The following is a 19,886-nucleotide window of genomic DNA, read 5'->3' as shown; positions in this document are numbered from 1 at the left end:
CTGCCCGTTTCCTTTGTCGCATAATTACTCTATTTCTTAAGCAATACGGAAAGAATTGTGCTTGCGGGCAGGGTAACATAGGCTGTGTTTCCATCAACTCCGATAACTGCGTTTTCCGTTTGAGTTTTTACGTCAGCGTTAGATCTCATTGCTTCCACATTGGAAATCTTAAAGCCGGAAGGAAGTTGAATTTTTACGGTTCCCATGTCTATGCCTTTTGTGCCGTCAACCCATGTGGGAGTAAACATTACAAGGCTTATGGAGTTGCCGTCCGGCGACACGAACGCGCTTGCCTTTACCGCTCTTTGGTAGTCATTTAGGTATGACGGTTTTGAATTACTGTCATTGGGCCCCTCGCTGTAAGTTCCATGGTTGAAGTTGGCAGTTGTACCGGTAGTAGTGATTGGACTGCCGTCTCCGGTTGTTCCTGACACGCTAATATCAACCCTGTTGGTCTCTTTTGCGAATTTCGCAAAATGAGAAAGCCCATAGCCGCGAGGCAGAACGGTACCTGCCGTCGTGCCGTAGTCGCCTTCGCCGATTATACTGTACCAGCGTTTTGCCGTCCACCAGATAAAGGCGTTCTCATCATTTAAGCGGATGGATAAATCGACGGCGTTCATAAATAACCATACATAATTCCATGTATAGTCATTTCTTTCGTCTCTCTTGTTGCTGTTTTCGTTTATGTTATATTCGGACATCCATATTTCTTTACCGTAAAGATTTGCCATTTTACCCTGCATCTTATAGCCGTAAAGATGACGTCCAAGAATGTCAATGTTGGCTCTTGATATTGGATCATTCATTGCAGCGTCATTTATTTCTACGGTGTGCATTGTTTCGCCGTTCATGGCAAGTACCTTAGGCTGTACTTTGCCGCCGCCCCATCCCGTCGTACCAGTTGTAAAGTTGCCGACTTGCTTAAAAAAATCGCGCATTTCTTCGGGAGTCCATCTGCAGCCGTCATAACCTACGTGTCCGTTAGGTTCGTTTTGTATGGAAATCGCATAAATGGGTGCGCCTCTGTTTGACATTGCGTTACAGAAAGCTTTCAGGTAATCGGCGTAATTTTGATAATTTGCAGGAAGCAGACGGACAGGACGAATATTGTTAGCGCAATCTGAGGTGCCGGCAAATTCACAATTTACGGCATTGTTATTTTTCCAGACTGCGGGTGGAGACCACGGCGTTGCCAAAACATAACCGCCGTATTGGTTGACGAGTTTGACGCCTTCTATATAGTTTGGCCTGGAACCCCCCGCTTTGATAAGGTTGGTTATGGTAGTATCAGGATTGGTATTATCCGGCATTACCATTATCCGCATTATATTGTAGCCCAATTTATCCGGGTTATACATTGTTTCAATGTCATTAAGGGTTAATTGCTTGGCGCCGCCCGGCCACGGAGAATCTATTCCGCCAAAGCCCCGTACATATTGAAATTTAACGCCGGTATTAACGGTAACGGTGGCGTTTGGCGGCGGTATTGTGGTTACTTTTATATACGCGACTTCTGTAGTTATTGTTGATGTTGTCGTTATTAGCGCGTCCGTATTAGTATTTGTTATAACCGCGTAATAATAGTAATTTCCCGCCGTTGCGGTGGAAATAGGGGGCGTATACGAAGCTTTATCGGCGTTCGGAATTAATGTTCCTCCGCTGTTGGACGGCGTTGTGTTTGAATACCATTGGTAGGACACTTTCCCCCCATCTGAAGAAGAAGCGGCAACCGTCAGAGTAGGAATAGCTTCCCCTTTAAAAACCATAGCGCCTGTTAAATTTTTACTTATCACCGGCTGTGCTGCCGTATCCGGGGGTTCAGGGAGGTTCTGGGGGGTATTGGAAATATCCGCCTTGCAGACTGCAAAACCAAGCGTAAACGCCATAATTAAACCGGCAATAATTATTATAAATTTCCGTTTCATAAATTTACTCCTTAAATAATATATACCATCTTTTGCCGATTATACCAATCGAATATTGCTATTTTTATGCGAATTATTGCTTTCTAATTGTTTATACATTATAATAATACCAATAAAAGAGGTATTTTCCATGGCTTTGGCTAATATCAGTGATTATAACAAATTCCTGTATAAAACCAATTTATATATATTATTATGGGAAAATACTGAAAACATGGATTATCCCAGCCATTGGCATTCTGCAATGGAACTGATTATGCCAATTGAAGGGAGTTATAAAGTTCAGCTAAGGAACAAAACGTATCTGCTTAAAAAGAATGATATTCTCATTATACCCCCTCTTGCCGTTCATGGAATTACCGTGCCGCCGGATTCAAAAAAAGGAAAGCGAATTATATTGATGGTAGAACCGACAGTGCTGTTTTCTTTGCCGGGTATATCGGATCCCATTATAAAGCAGTACAATTTGAACCTTATCACGCATGAAGAAATGCCTGAAATTCATAGTGACATACAACGCCTGCTTATGGATTGTTACAACGAATACAAGAAAGGCGACATATATCAAATAACCGCCATGTATGCAAAAATTATTGATATATTTGTGATACTCTCACGGTACTACGACCGGAAATTATCGCATAGGAGTGATACTCAAACCTATAAACGGCAGGATTATATTGTTAAGCTTAATTCCGTGTTTGAATACATAGAAAGCCATTTAACCGATAAACTGACATTGGAAAAGCTGGCTAAAGTCGCACATTATTCAAAATTTCATTTTGAAAGAATATTTAAAGTGTTTACAGGAATGTCATTTAATCAGTTTCTAAAGATGAAACGCGTTTTTTTCTCGGAAGCGCTTCTGCTTGACCCTAAATTGACTATAATTGACACGGCTATGAAATCCGGTTTTGGAAGCATTAGCGCGTTTAATCAGGCATTTAAAAAAACAAAACACTGTACGCCTTCTGAATTCAGAAAAATGCGCCAACAATAATATATTTGTTCGGGAATCCTGTTGGTTTCCCTGATTTTGCTACCTGCTCATTGCTAGAGATTCAGGTAGCTCCTATGCTCCTATGCTACCTTTGCGTGTCCGTTGCAGATACCGGGGTAATATATATGCGGTAACCCGAAGTGCCATTACACCCGGTTACCGATACGGTTAGCACGTTATTTGTTATGGAACGCTCCTCCTCAGATATTGTGCGGGGGCCGTTTGACATAGTCCCTATGCTTACCCAATCAACCGCCTCGACCTTGACCGTCGCCGTCGCGCCCATCCACGACGGCAAGTTGCTGAACGTAACATTGATGCGGTTTGAAGGATCGTTTTGACCGCCGAACAGGAGCGATACAAATTTTTTGTTATGGTCTATATTGGCGAAGCCGTCCACGCCATTGGTGTTTGTGTTGGGCGGAGTGACGGAAATCATCTTGCCGCTCATATCGCCATACCACTTATAGAAATACCAACCCGCGCCTTTCGCGGTGTTGGAAGACAGTAAACTACCGAGATTCCCCGGTATACCTGAATGCCACCATGAAATACAGGCAGTCTCAACGTTAAGGCGTTCTATTTTTGCGACGATCGCGGCTGACCTGCCGGGATTGCCCTCAAAAGCACTGTTTTCCTGACTCTCCCCATACTCGTTAATGCTGATCGGGCGCGGAGGAATGCCGAGTTGCCTTTCAATTGCACGATAATTGTTTACATTGTCGGTAATGGTCGCAACGCCGCCCAATTCGTGCCAGCATATAATGTCGGGGATACATTCATTCTCTTTGCAGTATTCCAGAAAACTTCTTATTCTGTCGGCATTGAAATATGAATCGGACGAGCCGATGATTTTTGCCCCGGGGTCTTTTTCACGAATTAGATCGTAAGCGTCTCTCCAGAATGCATAGAAGTAAGGGCTTCTTTGCTGCCACGTCCATGTTGCAGAGGGATACTGGAAAGCGTTGTTTTGCCAAGTCCCAAACCAAGTCCCATGCCACTCGTTCCAAATCTCATACCCGTAAAAATTCTCCGCAGAGGAAGCGAGCTTGGCCGCTATCACGCTCTCTACCTGCGATTTCCAACTGTTCCAACCGGGAAATTGGTACGGCCATCCGGGGCACAAATCGGCAAGGCGGATTGTTACCTTCGCGGGAATGCCCGCTGCAACAAGACGCTCCGCAACGGGGATTGCCGCGCCTTTGGGCTGCTGAAACCCCGAACCGGCACGGGCGGGATTGGCGAACATATTCGGGTTTAGTGGTTTGACCAGTTCTTCCAGATTCGATGGGATATCCTCAACTACCCCGTACAATGAGCCGCTCGCGCAGTGCGTCACGTTTCGGAACTCGGAGCCGGCATTGACATCCAAAGAAGGCCGAGACAATGCAACGGACGGTTGTGTTCCACCAGCGTCAAGAGGGATAGAGTCGGAAATGTTTGCTATGGCGCTTCCGCTGACCGTTACCGTAAACATGCTGCCGCTTTTTGAAAGCGTTAGGGATGAGCCGTTTTCAGTAACCGTAGAAACCGTGCCAGTGCTTTTGCCTGTAACCGCATAGTCCGTATTGGTAATTGTCAGCACATAAGCGTCCCCGTTCTGCGGATTGTCGGCGGTTTTGGTTATTACGAGCGTGTAGGCGTTGCCGTCAGCGTCGTAAGCGGTATACGTTGCTTTTGTGGTTTGACGTTTTTCATCTGTCGTATCATCTCCGCCGCAGGCCGCCATTGCGAATGTTATTACCGCTATTACGGCGATAAGTCTGATTGTTTTAATTCTGTTTTTCATAGAATACTCCTTTTGTTGAAATATAAAAAAACCTTATACGGATATTCTGTAAAGAATACCTTTTTATATATTATATCCTGGCATTTATTTATTATACTAATCAAATATTGCTCTTTTTATGCGAATTATTGTTATTTTACCGTATATGCATTACAATAAGACCAATGAAATAGGCAGTTCAAAAAATACCTTCGTTTGTAAAAATAAAAGAAGCAGGAAATAATTATAATACATGAAGCAAATATTGATGAATTTACCGCCAATAACCTGTTTTGCGCAAAACAACGCCGTTCTTTACTATGCTCAGCCTGCTAAGGAATGGACAGAGGCGCTTCCGTTGGGCAATGGGCGTCTTGGCGCTATGGTCTATGGCAATCCTGCCCGCGAAGAATTGCAGATCAACGAGGAAACCGTCTGGGGCGGCAGCCCGCACCGCAACGACAATCCCAATGCACTGCGGCATTTAAATGAAGTAAGACGCCTTATTTTTGAAGGCAGAACAAAAGACGCGGAAATAATTATCAATAAAGAGTTTTTGGCGGCAAGCCACGGTATGCCTTATCAAACAATCGGCAGTTTGTTTCTTGCTTTTACAAGCCATGAAAACTATACCGGGTTCTGCCGCGAACTGGATATTTCCAAAGCCGTGGCAACCACAACTTATCAGGCGGATGGCGTAACCTTTACACGGCAAACCTACGCTTCGTTTGTGGATAACGTAATACTCATGAAGATAATCGCCGACAAAAAGGGAGCGTTGAATTTCACTGCAACTTACGACTCGCCAATGAAAGGATTCATCGTGAAGAAAGACGGCGAAAAACTCTTGCTGATTGGTCAAGGTGAAGACCACGAAGGCGTAAAAGGCGTTATTCAGTTTGAAAACCAGACTTTGGTGAAAACCGTTGACGGAAAAACGGAAATTGATAACGGCAGTATTATTGTTACCGGTGCGACTGCAGCAACAGTGTATATTTCGGCGGCGACCAATTTTGTGAATTATGCCTCTGTCTCAGGAGACGCGCACAAAAAAGCCGCAGATTTTCTGGACGCGGTGTTGAAAAAAGACGAAACCAAAATGCTGTCCGATCATATTGCGTTTTATCAAGAGCAGTACAATCGCGTGAAACTTGATTTGGGAACTTTTGAAAGCGGTAAAACAGCCACAGACGAACGACTGAAAACTTTTCGTAATAACAATGACCCGTCTCTGACTGTGTTGCTTTTCAATTTTGGCCGCTACCTGCTTATTTCCAGTTCACAACCCGGAGGTCAGCCCGCCAACCTGCAAGGCATCTGGAATTACCAGCTTTTGGCGCCGTGGGACGGGAAATATACGGTGAACATCAATCTGGAAATGAATTATTGGCCTGCCGATGTTACCAATCTGCGGGAAACCAGCCAGCCGCTGTTTCAGATGTTGAAGGAATTGTCAGTTACAGGCCGGGAGACGGCGCAAGTGATGTACGGAGCCAAAGGCTGGGTACTGCACCACAATACGGACTTATGGCGGAGTACAGGCGTGGTTGACGGCGCTACATGGGGTATGTGGCCCAACGGCGGCGCATGGCTTTGCCAGCAATTGTGGCAGCATTATCTGTACACGGGCGACAGGCAATTCCTGAAAGAATGTTACCCGGTAATGAGAGGCGCTGCCGATTTTTTCCTCGACTATCTCACAGAAGAACCGTCCAACAAATGGCTGGTAACCGTGCCGTCTAACTCACCCGAACACGGTCCTATGGGCAGCGACAGTACCATTATTGCAGGTTGTACCATGGACAATCAACTTGCGTTCGACATACTGATGAATACTATGCAGGCGGCCAAAATTCTTAACGAAGACACCGCATATATCGCCAAATTGCAGCAAACAGCCGACCGCCTGCCTCCAATGCAGATTGGCCGGCATAATCAATTGCAGGAATGGTTGCACGATGCCGATGATCCTGAGGACAACCACCGCCACGTATCGCATCTTTACGGACTATATCCAAGCAATCAGATTTCGCCCTATCGCCATCCGAGCCTTTTTCAAGCAGCCAAAAAGTCGCTGCTCTACCGAGGCGACATGGCAACCGGATGGTCTATCGGCTGGAAGGTTAATCTCTGGGCGCGCTTGCTAGACGGCAACCATGCCTATACCATCATATCCAACCTCATCGCCGACCGCACATATCCCAATCTTTTCGACGCGCATCCGCCTTTTCAGATTGACGGAAACTTCGGTTATACCGCCGGCATAGCAGAAATGCTGCTACAGAGCCACGATGGCGCGTTGCACCTATTGCCTGCCCTGCCCGACGTATGGAAGGACGGCAGGGTGAAGGGCTTGCTTGCGCGCGGAAATTTTGAAGCAGATATTCAATGGAAGAATGGTCAGTTGGAAAAAGCGGCAATAAAATCGAACTTGGGCGGAAACCTGCGCCTGCGGTCGTACATCCCGCTCAAAGGCGTCGGCATGAAAGAGGCAAATGGCGAAAATCCAAACCCGTTGTTTGCCACGGCGCAAATCAAAAGACCGTTAATATCAGACAAAATAAATCCTGAAATGCCAATTCTGTACCGCGTGTATGAATATGATGTGATGACGGAAGCAGGAAAGGAATACGTATTTGAACGCGATAATTTTTGAGGATAAATTTGTTATTTGATTTTAACCGCCTGCATTTGAGCTTTTACGCATAATTCGGCGGCTTTAAACGCGTGTTCCTGGGTCATGGCATTTTCCGTGCGGTTCAGGCAATCTAGGATCAGTTGGCCGAAGTAGGGGTAGCCTACCTGTCCTTCAACGTTGTAGTAGGTTTCTTCGTACTTGTTTGCAAGATACACGTTGCCGCCACGGCTGTTCTTCTCGCCTAACTGCATATACTTGCGCTGTTCGATAAAGCCCTCAGTTCCCAGAATGAACGAGCGTCCGTCACCCCACATCTGCAAACCGTCGGGGGTGAACCAGTCAACGCGGAAGTAGTGGGTCGCGCCGTTACCGCCTACAAGCGTGGCGTCGCCGAAGTCGTCAAGTTCAGGGTATTGCGGGTGGTTGTAATTGGCAATTTGACTGCGGACAATTTCCGCGTCTTTTTCACCGGCGTAAAACAGAAATTGTTCTATCTGATGACTGCCTATGTCGCAGAGTATGCCGCCATATTTTTCCTTTTTGAAGAACCAGTCCGGACGCCCCGCCGCGCCAAGCCGGTGTGGGCCAAGCCCCAACACTTGAATCACTTTTCCAATAGCGCCCTGCTCAATAAGCTGTCCGGCAAAAACGGCGCTTTCAACATGAATACGCTCACTGTAGTACACCATGTATTTTTTGCCGGTTTCCTTAACTTTTGCCTTTGCCGCCGCAAGCTGTTCCAAAGTGGTAAGCGGCGCTTTGTCGGTGAAATAGTCTTTTCCGGCGGACATAACCCGTAAACCCAATGCGCAGCGTTCCGATGTCACTGCCGCGCCGGCTACGAGCAATACTTGCGGATCGGAAAGGATTTCCTCCTCGCTTGCCGCCCGTTTCACATCGGGGAATTTAGCGCAGAAATAGTCCAGTTTTTTTAGATCGGGATCATACGCGCTTTTCAATACTCCACCCGCCTCAATAAGGCCGTTACACATACCGTAAATATGCCCGTGATCCAGACTGATTGCCGAGAAGGCAAACTCGCCCTTTTTTACGACCGGATTCGGTTTTCCCTTAGGGGCAAAATTTATTCCATCTGATACCATCGCCATTTTTTTCTCCTTACTTTTTGCCTTTAAAGTCACTGCCAAGGGTGATATTGCCGCTGAGATCGGCAACGGAGGCTGCTTTTTCATAAAAATGCGGAACCCGTTCCATAATACCTTTCACCGTGTAGAAGGGATCATCCGGTTTTAACGGCAATTCCACAGTCCGCTGTTCCGTACCGGCCTTGTAAATGGCGGTGATAAGTTCGATAGTGCGCCTTCCGTCCTCACCGCCAATCAACGGTTTTGCGCCTTTTTCAACAGCGGAAAGCACGTCATCAATTTGGCCTTCGTGCAGGGAGTGGGTGAGTTTCGGCTGGGATTCATAAAAATCGTTAAGCTGTTTAATCAACGCTTCATTTTGCTCTTTGGCGGGAAAACCGTTGGCTTGGGCGATTTGCGCTCCGATCTTCCATGGAGCGGAAACGCGGGCTTTTTCACCCTGAAAAATAAGCTGCTGTTCCTCGCCGTGATGGATAACGGAACTGGTTATCTGAGCCAGCGCCCCTTTCGCGCAAAGTCCGCCGCAGTACTGTAACACAGCTACGGAAATATCCTCCACTTCGGCGTTGTCATGGGAAGCGTTGCTTATTACCGCGCTGACCTTTTGGGGCGAACCCAGCATCCAGAGTAACATATCAATGTGATGTACCGCGTGGTTCAGGGTGCATCCGCCCCCTTCCTTTTCCCATGTGCCGCGCCACCACAGATCGTAATAGGAATGACCCCGCCACCAAAAAGAATCAACCTGGGCGTGAACAACCTTGCCAATCAGCCCCGAATCCAGGACTTTCTTTAAATTTGAAATGGGATCCCGAAAACGATTCTGGGCAATTACGGAAAACACCTTGCCGCTTTTCTTTGCAGTATCGAGCATCGCGTCACATTCTTCCAGGGAATTAGCCATCGGTTTTTCCACAATAACGTTTTTCCCCGCATTCAGAAAATCAATAACGGCTTCCGCATGGCAAAAAGGCGGCGTACAGATACTCACCAGATCGATGTCCGGATTATTTAAAATCTCTTTATAAGATGAGCTTACTTTTGCGCCGAGTTTATTATCCGCGTTTTTCTTTTCTGCTTTTTCCGGAAAAATATCCACCAGGCAGGTAATTTTACAGCGAGACGGAAAGGCGAGAAAGCTGTTTATGTGCTGTTGTGATATGCCACCCGTACCGATTATAGCTACTGATACCATGTTGGCTTCTCCAATAAAACTTTAGTTCTCTTCGATTTATATGTTATATATCCCGGCATTTGCTGATCATTCTTATTCTTTCACTCCGCCGACATTTAGCCCGGTAATAAAATAACGCTGCAGGAAAGGATACACGACAATAATGGGCGCGGCGGCAACAATGGTTATGGCGGCGCGAATGCTCACCGGCGTTACCATATTGGCTGCGGCATTCTGAGACATTCCCATAGAGCCAATATCAGCGGCAGTTTTGGACTGGCTTTGGCTTGATTGCAAAAATTCCATGAGTTTGTACTGAAGGGTGTGAAGATTAACATTGCGGGAGTTATAAATCATTGTGTCAAACCACGCATTCCATGAACCTACGGCAATAAATAACGCAATAGTAGCCAGTACAGGCAGACATAGCGGCAAAATAATCTGTAAAAATATTTTAAAATCGCCGCAGCCGTCAATTTGGGCGGATTCAATGATACTTTCAGGGAGGCTGTTTATATAGGTTCTGATCACAATAAAGTTAAACGCGCTGACCATGCCGGGAATAACATAAACAAGAAAAGTATTCATAAGGTGGAGGCTCCGCATAAGGAAATATGACGGAATAAGCCCGGCGTTGATATACATGGAAAGAAGCAAAATCATGGTGAAGGCTTTGCGAAAAATAAAATTTTTACGGCTCAACGCATACGCTATCATGGCGGTAAAGAATACGCCGGTTACAGTCTGTATCACTGTTCGAGCTATAGAAATGAAAAGCGCATGAAAAATGATTCCATCGGAAAATACCGCCTTGTAATTCTGCAAAGTAAATATCCTCGGCCAAATAGTGATACCGCCGCGCGTGGTATCCGTGGCAGTATTAAACGACACGGCAAGGGTATTCCAGAAAGGATATAACGTACAAATTGCGACCAGCAACAGGAGAATAGTATTACCAATAGTGAAAACATAGCGTTCAATTTTAGTCCCCATGTATTTAAAATTCATACCAAACGCTCCTCTCCCATGCGCTTTGCAAGCCAATTGGCAAAAAAGATCAGGCATACATTGATTAAATTTTTAAACATTCCCGCAGTTGTCGCCAGTGAATAGTTAAAATTTTCCAGACCGTAAGTAATAACATAGATATCAATTGTCTCCGCCACATCCTGAATCATGCCGTTTTTCAGCAGGTATTGGAGTTCGAAACCAGCGTCAAGGAGGCGGCCTATGCTCATAATGAGCAGAATCATAATGGTGGCTTTGATTCCCGGCAATGTTATATGCCACATTTTTTGGTAGCGGTTGCAGCCGTCAATTTCTGATGCCTCGTAAAGCGTGGGATCTATGCCTGCCATTGCAGAAAGATAGATGATTGTATTCCAGCCAACATCTTTCCATACAAATGTAATGCCTACTATTCCCCAGAAATATTTCGGCTCGCTCAGCCAAGGGATAGGCTCTTTAATTACCCCCAGAAATAATAAAAATTCATTGATCGTGCCGTTTTCCACAGAAAGCATGGAAGCGACCAACCCGGTAACAATGATCATGGAAAGGAAGTGCGGAAGATATGAAATTGTCTGCACAACGCGCTTAAAGAGTATTTTTTTTACCTCGTTAAGCAGCAAAGCCAATAATATTGCCGAAAAATACCCAAGAACCATGTTGATCAGACTCATGACGATAGTGTTTCTTAGTACGCGTAAAAAATCCCTGTCGGTAAAGAGGAATCTAAACCACTGAAGCCCCACCCACTCCTGTTGAGAAAATGAACGTGAGGGCTTATAATTCTGAAAAGACATTGTCCAGCCCCACAGAGGAACATAGGAGAAAAGCAACACATAGAGGATTATCGGAACCGTCATAAAAAGAAGCTGTTTTTGGGCCAGCAATTGCGAGGCAAAACTTTTTTTACGCAACGTCATTTTTTAAGACTCCATTGATTCTCATCTCTTTTATATCCCGCTATTCCACCAGCCTGTTATACGCTGCCTTTGGCTGGGAGTTCCTGTCAAAGAACAGCGGATAATCTACTCTGCCCGCAGGGCGGTTATTCAGCCAGCTATTAGCGTCGTTCAAACCCCATACCAATACCATGTCGAGTTTTCCATCATTATACTTTTGCTTGAACATATCAAACAGATCGCGGTATTTTGTCGCTTGCGTTGTCAACCGTGTGTTCAACTCTGCGTCCGCAAGCGTCAGGGTTGTTGAATCATTATAAAGCGACATATCCAGTTCGGTAACCTGGCTCATCAGTTTTACTCCGTTTCTCGTCTTTGCGGCAACTTTGTCAATGGCCATCGATAGTTCATTAACACTAAACGTATAATTTATGTGGGTCTGAAAACCAACACCGTCAATGGGAGCGTTATTTTGTATAAGGTAATCTACAAGCCTTAAAAATTCGGCTTGCTTTGACCACGAGTTGAATTCAATGTTGTAATCGGTCAGGTAGAGTTTTACGTTCTGTCCGTTGTTGGCATCGGCGTATTGGCGTGAAAATTGGAAAGCTTTAAGCACAAACTCGTACTTGTCCATGCCGGTCTGCCCTGAATTTTCCATCACCTTCGTGTACCATGATCCGCCGTTGGAAGGATTTCCCGCAGCGCGAATCTGGCCGTTGTCGCCGACAACTTCGTTGCACACGTCCCACCAGCCGACATCGCCTTTGAAATGTTCAAACACGGTCTTTATATGTTTTTCCATACGGTCATAGAGTTCTGCTTTGGTCATTGTTGTTGTTGCCGCGTCGCCGCTGCCTGTAACGTCAAAGAAGTAATCGGGGGTTTGGCTGTGCCATACAAGCACATGCCCTCTGATTTTTGTGTTGTTCGCCTTGGCGTAATTAACCAATGTATCCGCGTTAGTCCAGCGGTATGTGCCGGGGAATGTTGCCGGTTTGCTGGCGGGCATTACGCTTCCCGGCTTCATGTCGTTTTCGGCAACCAGTACGTTAAAATACTTGAGCAACGGATATTGTGCATTGCTTGTGGTAAAAGCGCTGGTGGGGGCGGCGGCGCCTACCATAAAGGGCCATTTGTTGTAGAGCAGCGTTAGGGGTACCGGATACACGACTGTAGTTTTTGGGTTCCCTGTAATTGCATAACCGGCTTTTATAACCAACACCAGAACAATGTTCTGCGCTGTAACGCCCGTTACGGCAAGGTTGTACGTCCCCGTTCCGGTTCTGGTCAATGCCCCTTTAACCGCGCCGGTTATTCCCGCGCTCAAGGTAATGTCAGAGTCGGTAAGATTCGTTATATCTTTGTCAAACGTTAAGGTAAGCGCGGTTGTCGTTGCCGCGCCGGAACTGTTTGCGGCAAGGCTTTGGAATGTTACCGCAGTCGGCGTTGAACTGGCGCCGGGCGCGTCCACTGTCGATCTGGTAACTTCCGTGGCGTTATTCTGAGAAATGGAGGCAGGGAAGGTTGAGTCAAGGAAATTGTTGATAAGCGCGTCAGGCGCCAATTGCGTATTGTCCTTTCTGACCAAGGCTACGTCTCTTATATAGTAGTTTATGGAGCCGTTATTGGTTGTCAATCCCGCTCCAAGAATCCATGGTCCGGCATTGCTTGCCGCAGGGTATTTAGTACCATCGTAATTTCCAAGGTACACGTTTTCAGTGGAGTTATTGGCAATGGACAGGGTATAGGTTACCCACTGCCCCAAAAGGCTTGACGGAGGCGTCACATTTTTACCAAGTATCTTGCTAATGGTAGCCGTGCTTGCCGTCCCTACTCCGTTGGGGCCTTTTTGATACCACACAAGCCGTAATGTGTTGTCCCATCCTGAACCTAAGCCCATCCAGCCGTTGGCAAAACCGGAAGTCAAAACGCCGTATACGTGGAGACGCCCGCCTGTGTTGCTGTAACTTTCGGAATCGTCCACACGTACCGTAAAGGTTATCTCTTTGAAATTTGACCATGTTTCTCCGACATTCGGCGTAAAACGGTACGCCGGTACGCCGGAATTTGACGCGGTGATCAACTCGGCCAACCCTGGCGGCACCGGCGCCGGTGTCGGATAAACGTTAGCCGTTTTGGGGTTTCCAGAAACGGTATAGCCTGTTTTCGCAACCGATACCGAAACGGAACCCTGTACAAGAACGCCCGTTACGGCAAGGCTGTACGTTCCCGTTCCGGTTCTAGTCAGCGTCGCCCCTTTAACCGCGCCGGTTGTTCCCGCGTTCAAGGTAATGTCGGAGGCGTCAAGGTCTGTTATATCTTTGTTAAAGGTTAAGGTAAGCGCGGTTGTCTGCGTGGAATAGGAACCGTTTGCTGCAAGGCTTTGGAATGTTACCGCTATATTCTGAACTGGCGCCGGATACACGGTCGCCGTTTTGGGGTTTCCTGTAACTGCATAACCTGTTTTCGCAACCGATACAGAAACGGAACCTTGTACCGTAATGCCCGTTACGGCAAGGCTGTACGTTCCAGTCCCGGTTCTCGCCAGCGTCGTCCCTTTAACCGCGCCGGTGGTTCCCGCATCAAGGTTAATGTTGGCGGCGGCAAGGTCTGTTATATCTTTGTCAAAGGTTAAAATAAGCGCGGTTGTCTGCGCGGAAGCGGTACTGTTTGCGGCAAGGCTTTGGAATGTTACCGCTATATCCTGAACTCCCGGTGGCTCCGGGGCTGGATACACGGTCGCCGTTTTGGGGTTTCCTGTAATTGCATAACCTGTTTTCGCAGCCGACACCGAAACGGAACCCTGTACTGTAACGCCCGTTACGGCAAGGCTGTACGTTCCTGTTCCGGTTCTGGTCAGCGCCCCTTTAACCGCGCCTGTGGTTCCCGCGTTCAAGGTAATGTCTGAGGCGGCAAGGTCTGTTATATCTTTGTCAAAGGTTAAGATAAGCGCGGTTGTCTGCGCGGAGGCGGTACTGTTTGCGGTAAGGCTTTGGAATGTTACCGTTATAGTTTTATTTGCGTCCGCGTTATCGGTCTCCTTACATGAAACAAAAAAAAGAATAAAAACGATCATAAAAAAAGGTAAAAGTTTCTTAGCCATAAAATCCTCCAAAATTATTTAAATAGTGAACCTCTAAAAACTCAACTGAGGTTTTTAAGAGTTCCTTTATATAATATCCTTGTTTCCTTGATTTTTCTAAATAATTTATTGCTCAATAATCGGTGTTTTTTACTAATTTTTTTTTGTAATGTCATTTTTTTGGACTCCATTTTTCAATGCGTTTGTTAATCTCCCGCTGCATATATGCTTCATAGTTCTCAAGGCCGGTTTTCTTTAATTCGGCAATATATTCCGCCCACAGTTCTTCAAATTGGTTAGGCTGCGCCAAAATAATCCGCGGCAGATATTTTCGGTATACGGATTCTGCGCGCTGCCACGCAATCTTGGCATCCGAGCTTTCCGCAAATTGAATCTGCCATGCGGGAAACCAAATAGAATTCGGCGGCGGATCCTTGTCCATTAATTCGGGATAGCTGGTGACTCCATAAGCCGCCCAAAGCTCCTTATCCTCGGGTTTTTGGATCGCTTCTCTCTCTGAGTAAATATCGGCGAGAGTTGTCGGATAACCGTCACTGAAAGACCCCTGTATTTTTGGATTATGGGCGATCCACAGTTGAGCCCTGTTATGCAGATTCCATGCGTCATCCTCCTGCTGCTTTCTTTGTTCTTCGGTGCGATAGGGCTGCCCGTTCTCATCGTATTGGTAATCCTCTCCTTCAAAACCCCATGATAAAACCCTCTGAGCATCCTCGGAAAGCTGCGCATCCAAAAAGCGTATAATTCTGACAGGGTCTTTTGCTTTAATGGTGATACTCAAGCCCCCCACGAAGCTTGGCACCGGCCGGGAGCGGTAATGGGGACGTATACTTTCATCAAAAACAACAGGCAAAGGCGCATAGGTTCGGTTAACCATCCCCTGGGTAGTTAGTGAGTCTTCCGCCTGCTTTATATGCCATGCCTGATCATGGAAACCCAAAACCCGGCCTGAAGCTATTTTTGCAAGGTACTGATCATAGTTGTCAATAAAACAGGAGCGGTCAACCATGCCCATGCTGTTCATCTTGTTGAACACCTTAAACCACCGTTTGGAAATATCCTGATATAAAAAAACTTTATATTGATGAGTATCCGGATCAATAGTTCCATTGCCGTCATTTGGAAAACCGGCCAGAAAAACCGGCGGATTAATCATGCAGTACGAATGCCAGTCATGGGCTAAAGACGTAAAGGCTATTGTCGGCTGGCCATTAATTGTCGGGTGTTTTTCCTTGTATTTATACAGCAGATCAACATACTCGTCCAGAGTCTTTATAGACGGGTACCCAAACTCTTTTAAAACTTCTTTCTGGACAAATAAGGCGGCTTCCCCGTACCATATACTATGATCCTTTCCATGATACACGCCCCAAATAGGCAGATTATAAATATGGCCGTCGTCTTCCTTGAGTTTTTCCCAAATTTCCTCATAGTGCTGTTTTAAGTTGGGACCGTATTGCTCAATCAGGCCTTCAAGGGGAATTAGCGCCTTAGCTTCAAGAAATTTTCTATCTGCCAGAAGCAAGTCGGGATAATCTTCTCCCGCTATCATAACGCCTATCTTTTGATCCCGCTGGCCTACCAGAATATCCCATGTAAATGTAACGTTAAATCTTCTTTCTATCCACTTGTAGATTTTATTATCAGCAGGAGGCTGCCGCATTGCCGATGTTGAGAATATTGAAATATTTATAGGATAATTGGGATTGTTTTTTTTCTCAGTTCCGCCCTTTTTACAACTGATAAATAAAAATATGCCGATCAGAAAAAACCACAGTACGTTTATATAATTTCTGCGTTTCATTTTTTCTCTCCTTTGCTTTAATATATTACTTTTCCCATAATTAATAAAGCTATTTCGTTAATTCTAATGTAATAACCGATCCGGGCGGCAATTCTACATTTATACAGTTTTCGGAGATTGAAGCGCCATTAAACGCTTTTAGAGCCACAAGATCCGGGTTTTCAAAGGTATTATGCTCCTGTATTCTGTCCGCAGTAAGAATTTGCCCGTTTATTTTAACGGAAGAGCTTAGTATACAGCCATTCATTTCGATTTTTACAGTCTGCGGTTTTACAGGGTCTATATTCGCTATTGAAACATGAATTTGACCATCTTCATTCCGGGAAGCGCTTGCGTTCAAAGCGGGCATACCATCGGCTGATTCGCTTTCAATATACAGAGGCAGTTTTACGGCGTCATGGTGAACCTTATACATATCAAAAATATGATATGTCGGAGTTAAAACCATGCGGGGACCGTCAGTCAATATTACCGATTGCAGCACATTGACGGTTTGGGCAATATTTGCCATAAAAACACGGCGCGCGTTATTATTAAAAATATTTAAATGAATCGCGGCAATCAACGCGTCGCGCATGGTGTTCTGCTGGTACAAAAATCCCGGGTTGGTTCCTTTTTCCACTTCATGCCATGCGCCCCATTCGTCAACAATAAGTCCGACTTTGCATTGCGGATCAAATTCATCCATGATTTTGCCGTGTTTCTGAACCAACTCTTCCATTCGGAGGGCTTTTTTCATGGTAATTAACCATTGGGGTTCGGTAAACTCCGTTGCAGCGCCTTTATACTGCCAATCGCCGGGTACTGTGTAATTATGCAGTGAAAGCCCATGCATAAAACTGCCGGCTCTTTCCATCATTACCCTTGTCCAGTTATAGTCATCCATATTCGGGCCGCAGGCAATTTTGTACAGCGGGGTATCGTTATAATTACGGGCAAACGTAGCATACCGGCGGTAATTACAGGCGTAAAATTCCACTGCCATATTGCCGCCGCAGCCCCAATTCTCGTTGCCTATCCCCCAAAAACGCACTTTCCATGGCGCATCTCGTCCGTTTTTTCTTCGCAAATCGGCCATTGGGCTAACTCCGTCAAAATTGCAGTATTCAACCCACTGCGACAGTTCCTGTACCGTGCCGCTGCCAACATTACCGCAAATATACGGCTCACATTCCAGCAACTCGCACAGCGCGAGAAATTCATGCGTTCCAAAGCTATTGTCTTCCAAAACGCCGCCCCAGTGGGTATTGATCATTTTTGCCCGTTCCGATGCCGGACCAATTCCGTCTTTCCAGTGGTATTCATCGGCAAAACAGCCGCCCGGCCAGCGGAGGTTGGGAATTTTTATACGCTTGAGCGCGGCAACCACATCGTTCCGTATTCCTCCGGTATTTGGAATGGCGGCGGCTGCAATGTTGTCATTGCCAACCCAGTAACCGCCATAAATACAACGCCCCAAATGTTCAGAAAAATGCCCGTATATATGGCGGCTTATCTTAACATCACCCTCTTGGGTTTTTATTACGATTCTGTTCATTATTCTTCTCCATTTTTTTATTTAGTATATCACGGCATTTATTGATTATACTAATCAAATATTGCTATTTTCATGCGGATTATTGCTATCTTACCATAAAGCCCACGCATAGCCTTAGGACAAAAACCACCTCTTTCCTTCTTTGCGTTCTTTGTGAGAAATTCTACGTATTACTTCGACTGCCTTACCTTTATATGCGCCTCGCGAAGCTGATGTTCGGTAACTTCGCAGGGAGCGCCCATCAGCAAATCTTGCGCGGAGCTGTTCATTGGGAAGGCTACTACTTCGCGGATATTTTCTTCTTCCGCCAACAGCATGACAATTCTGTCGATGCCGGGAGCCATGCCGGCGTGGGGCGGAGCGCCGTAGTGGAAAGCGTTGTAAAGGGCTGGAAATTTTTTCTCAATATCGGCTTGGGAGTATCCGGCAATTTCAAACGCTTTTACCATCACTTCCGGCAGGTGGTTGCGTACCGCGCCAGAGGAGAGTTCCACGCCGTTGCATACGATGTCATACTGCCAGGCTAAAATGTCGAGGGGAGACTTTGTTTCAAGAGCGGCAAGCCCACCCTGAGGCATGGAGAATGGGTTATGGGTAAATTCAACTTCGCCGGTTTCTTCATTGATACCGTACATCGGAAAGTCCACAATAAAACACAACTCAAACTTGCTTTTATCTATAAGATTCAATTGATTTCCCAACGCCGTGCGAATCTGCCCCGCGAGGCTGTTTACCTTAGCGGGCGCGTCCGCGATAAAAAACAATGTGTCGTTAGCTTTAAGACCGAGATCTTTTCTGAGCGTGTTTTGTTTTTCTGCGGAAAGGAATTTAACTATTGGTCCTTTGAGACTGCCGTCTTCCATAACGGAGATGTAACCAAGTCCCTTCATGCCGATTTCCGTGGCGAAGGCAAGCATTTTTTCAAAGAAGGATTTTGACTGTAACGCCGCGTCTGGAACTACTATTCCCCTGACAATAATATTTTTAAAAGGCTGAAAATTTACGTCCGCGAAAAATGAAGTGAGGTCGGTAATAATAAGGGGGTTGCGGAGATCGGGCTTGTCCGTTCCGTACTTGAGCATTGCTTCCGCGTAAGGAATTTTTGCGAAAGGCACGGGACTTACCTCTTTGTTTGAAAAAGTTTTAAAAACGCCGTACATCGCGTTTTCCGCCACTTCGAAAACATCTTCCTGCCCCGCGAACGCCATTTCAAAATCAAGCTGGTAAAACTCTCCCGGGGAACGGTCGGCGCGGGCATCCTCGTCGCGGAAGCAGGGGGCGATTTGAAAATAGCGGTCGAAGCCTGAAACCATCAGAAGCTGTTTAAAGATTTGCGGAGCTTGCGGCAGAGCGTAAAATTTTCCGTGGTGCTTTCTGCTGGGAACAAGGTAATCCCGCGCCCCTTCAGGGGAAGATGATGTCAGTATCGGCGTTTGAAACTCCGTAAAGCCAAGTTCTTCCATCTTTGACCGCAGAAAACTGATTATTTTTGACCGCAGAAAAATATTTTTTTTCACTTCTGGGTTTCTCAAATCGAGAAAACGGTAACACAGGCGGACTTCTTCCCTTGTGTTTTTGGATTCGCTAATTTCAAATGGTAGAGAGCGGACGGCCTTGCTTTGGATAACAAGCGTCTTGGCGTGAACTTCTACGGTTCCAGTTTCAATTTTTGGATTGATGGTCTCATCGTCACGTTTTTTTACCGGTCCCGTTACCGTGATAACGCTTTCTTTGCCCGATTTATATTCTTCATGCAGGACAATTTGAGTAACGCCGTACTGATCGCGGAGGTCAAGAAATGTAACGCCGCCGTGATCGCGGATGGTTTCTACCCACCCGGAGAGAGTGACGGTCTTTCCTGTATGCTCTTCTCGCAGTTCTCCGCAGGTATGCGTTCTATATTGATTCATATTGATTCTCT

The 19,886-nt window shown here is 46.1% G+C and carries 12 protein-coding genes; 2 read left to right on the top strand and 10 right to left on the bottom strand.

Annotated elements, in window-relative coordinates; genetic code table 11:
* Positions 1-29: 29 nt before the first annotated feature.
* Positions 30-1,928: a glycoside hydrolase gene (locus ACYVRH_RS15815; protein WP_461257806.1), complete on the bottom strand. Its 1,899-nt coding sequence runs from the start codon at positions 1,926-1,928 to the stop codon at positions 30-32.
* Between the two features lie 130 nt (positions 1,929-2,058).
* Between ACYVRH_RS15815 and ACYVRH_RS15810 the strand changes: the two genes are divergently transcribed.
* On the top strand, positions 2,059-2,928 hold the full coding sequence (locus ACYVRH_RS15810; protein ID WP_461257805.1) for an AraC family transcriptional regulator: 870 nt from the start codon (positions 2,059-2,061) through the stop codon (positions 2,926-2,928).
* Positions 2,929-3,013: 85 nt separating this feature from the next.
* On the opposite strand, the gene ACYVRH_RS15805 is transcribed toward ACYVRH_RS15810, so the two are convergent.
* Positions 3,014-4,717: a hypothetical protein gene (locus tag ACYVRH_RS15805; protein WP_461257804.1), complete on the bottom strand. Its 1,704-nt coding sequence runs from the start codon at positions 4,715-4,717 to the stop codon at positions 3,014-3,016.
* Between the two features lie 232 nt (positions 4,718-4,949).
* On the opposite strand from ACYVRH_RS15805, the gene ACYVRH_RS15800 reads away from it, so the two are divergent.
* Positions 4,950-7,352, top strand: a complete 2,403-nt coding sequence (locus tag ACYVRH_RS15800; protein WP_461257803.1) for a glycoside hydrolase family 95 protein — start codon at positions 4,950-4,952, stop codon at positions 7,350-7,352.
* Positions 7,353-7,363: 11 nt separating this feature from the next.
* On the opposite strand, the gene ACYVRH_RS15795 is transcribed toward ACYVRH_RS15800, so the two are convergent.
* The 8 genes from ACYVRH_RS15795 to aspS all read right to left on the bottom strand — a co-directional run bounded on the left by ACYVRH_RS15795 (position 7,364) and on the right by aspS (position 19,875).
* Positions 7,364-8,443 (bottom strand): Gfo/Idh/MocA family protein, encoded by a 1,080-nt coding sequence (locus ACYVRH_RS15795; RefSeq protein ID WP_461257802.1) that lies wholly within the window; start codon positions 8,441-8,443, stop codon positions 7,364-7,366.
* 10 nt (positions 8,444-8,453) lie between these two features.
* Positions 8,454-9,635, bottom strand: coding sequence for a Gfo/Idh/MocA family protein (locus ACYVRH_RS15790; RefSeq protein ID WP_461257801.1), 1,182 nt, complete (start codon positions 9,633-9,635; stop codon positions 8,454-8,456).
* Between the two features lie 72 nt (positions 9,636-9,707).
* Positions 9,708-10,622, bottom strand: a complete 915-nt coding sequence (locus ACYVRH_RS15785; protein WP_461257800.1) for a carbohydrate ABC transporter permease — start codon at positions 10,620-10,622, stop codon at positions 9,708-9,710.
* Positions 10,619-11,542: an ABC transporter permease gene (locus ACYVRH_RS15780; protein ID WP_461257799.1), complete on the bottom strand. Its 924-nt coding sequence runs from the start codon at positions 11,540-11,542 to the stop codon at positions 10,619-10,621. Before ACYVRH_RS15780 ends, ACYVRH_RS15785 begins: the two co-directional genes overlap by 4 nt.
* Before the next feature lie 40 nt (positions 11,543-11,582).
* Positions 11,583-14,627 carry an endo-1,4-beta-xylanase gene (locus ACYVRH_RS15775; RefSeq protein WP_461257798.1) on the bottom strand — a complete coding sequence of 1,015 codons (3,045 nt, stop codon included), beginning with the start codon at positions 14,625-14,627 and terminating at the stop codon, positions 11,583-11,585.
* Positions 14,628-14,778: 151 nt separating this feature from the next.
* A complete protein-coding gene (locus tag ACYVRH_RS15770) occupies positions 14,779-16,428 on the bottom strand; it encodes a type 2 periplasmic-binding domain-containing protein (RefSeq protein WP_461257797.1) in 1,650 nt (549 codons plus the stop codon).
* Between the two features lie 49 nt (positions 16,429-16,477).
* Positions 16,478-17,965 (bottom strand): alpha-N-arabinofuranosidase, encoded by a 1,488-nt coding sequence (locus tag ACYVRH_RS15765; protein WP_461257796.1) that lies wholly within the window; start codon positions 17,963-17,965, stop codon positions 16,478-16,480.
* 170 nt (positions 17,966-18,135) lie between these two features.
* A complete protein-coding gene (gene aspS / locus ACYVRH_RS15760) occupies positions 18,136-19,875 on the bottom strand; it encodes an aspartate--tRNA ligase (protein WP_461257795.1) in 1,740 nt (579 codons plus the stop codon).
* Positions 19,876-19,886: the final 11 nt, after the last annotated feature.

Source organism: Treponema sp. R80B11-R83G3, assembly GCF_054786115.1.
This window is presented reverse-complemented; position numbering and strand designations above follow the sequence as displayed.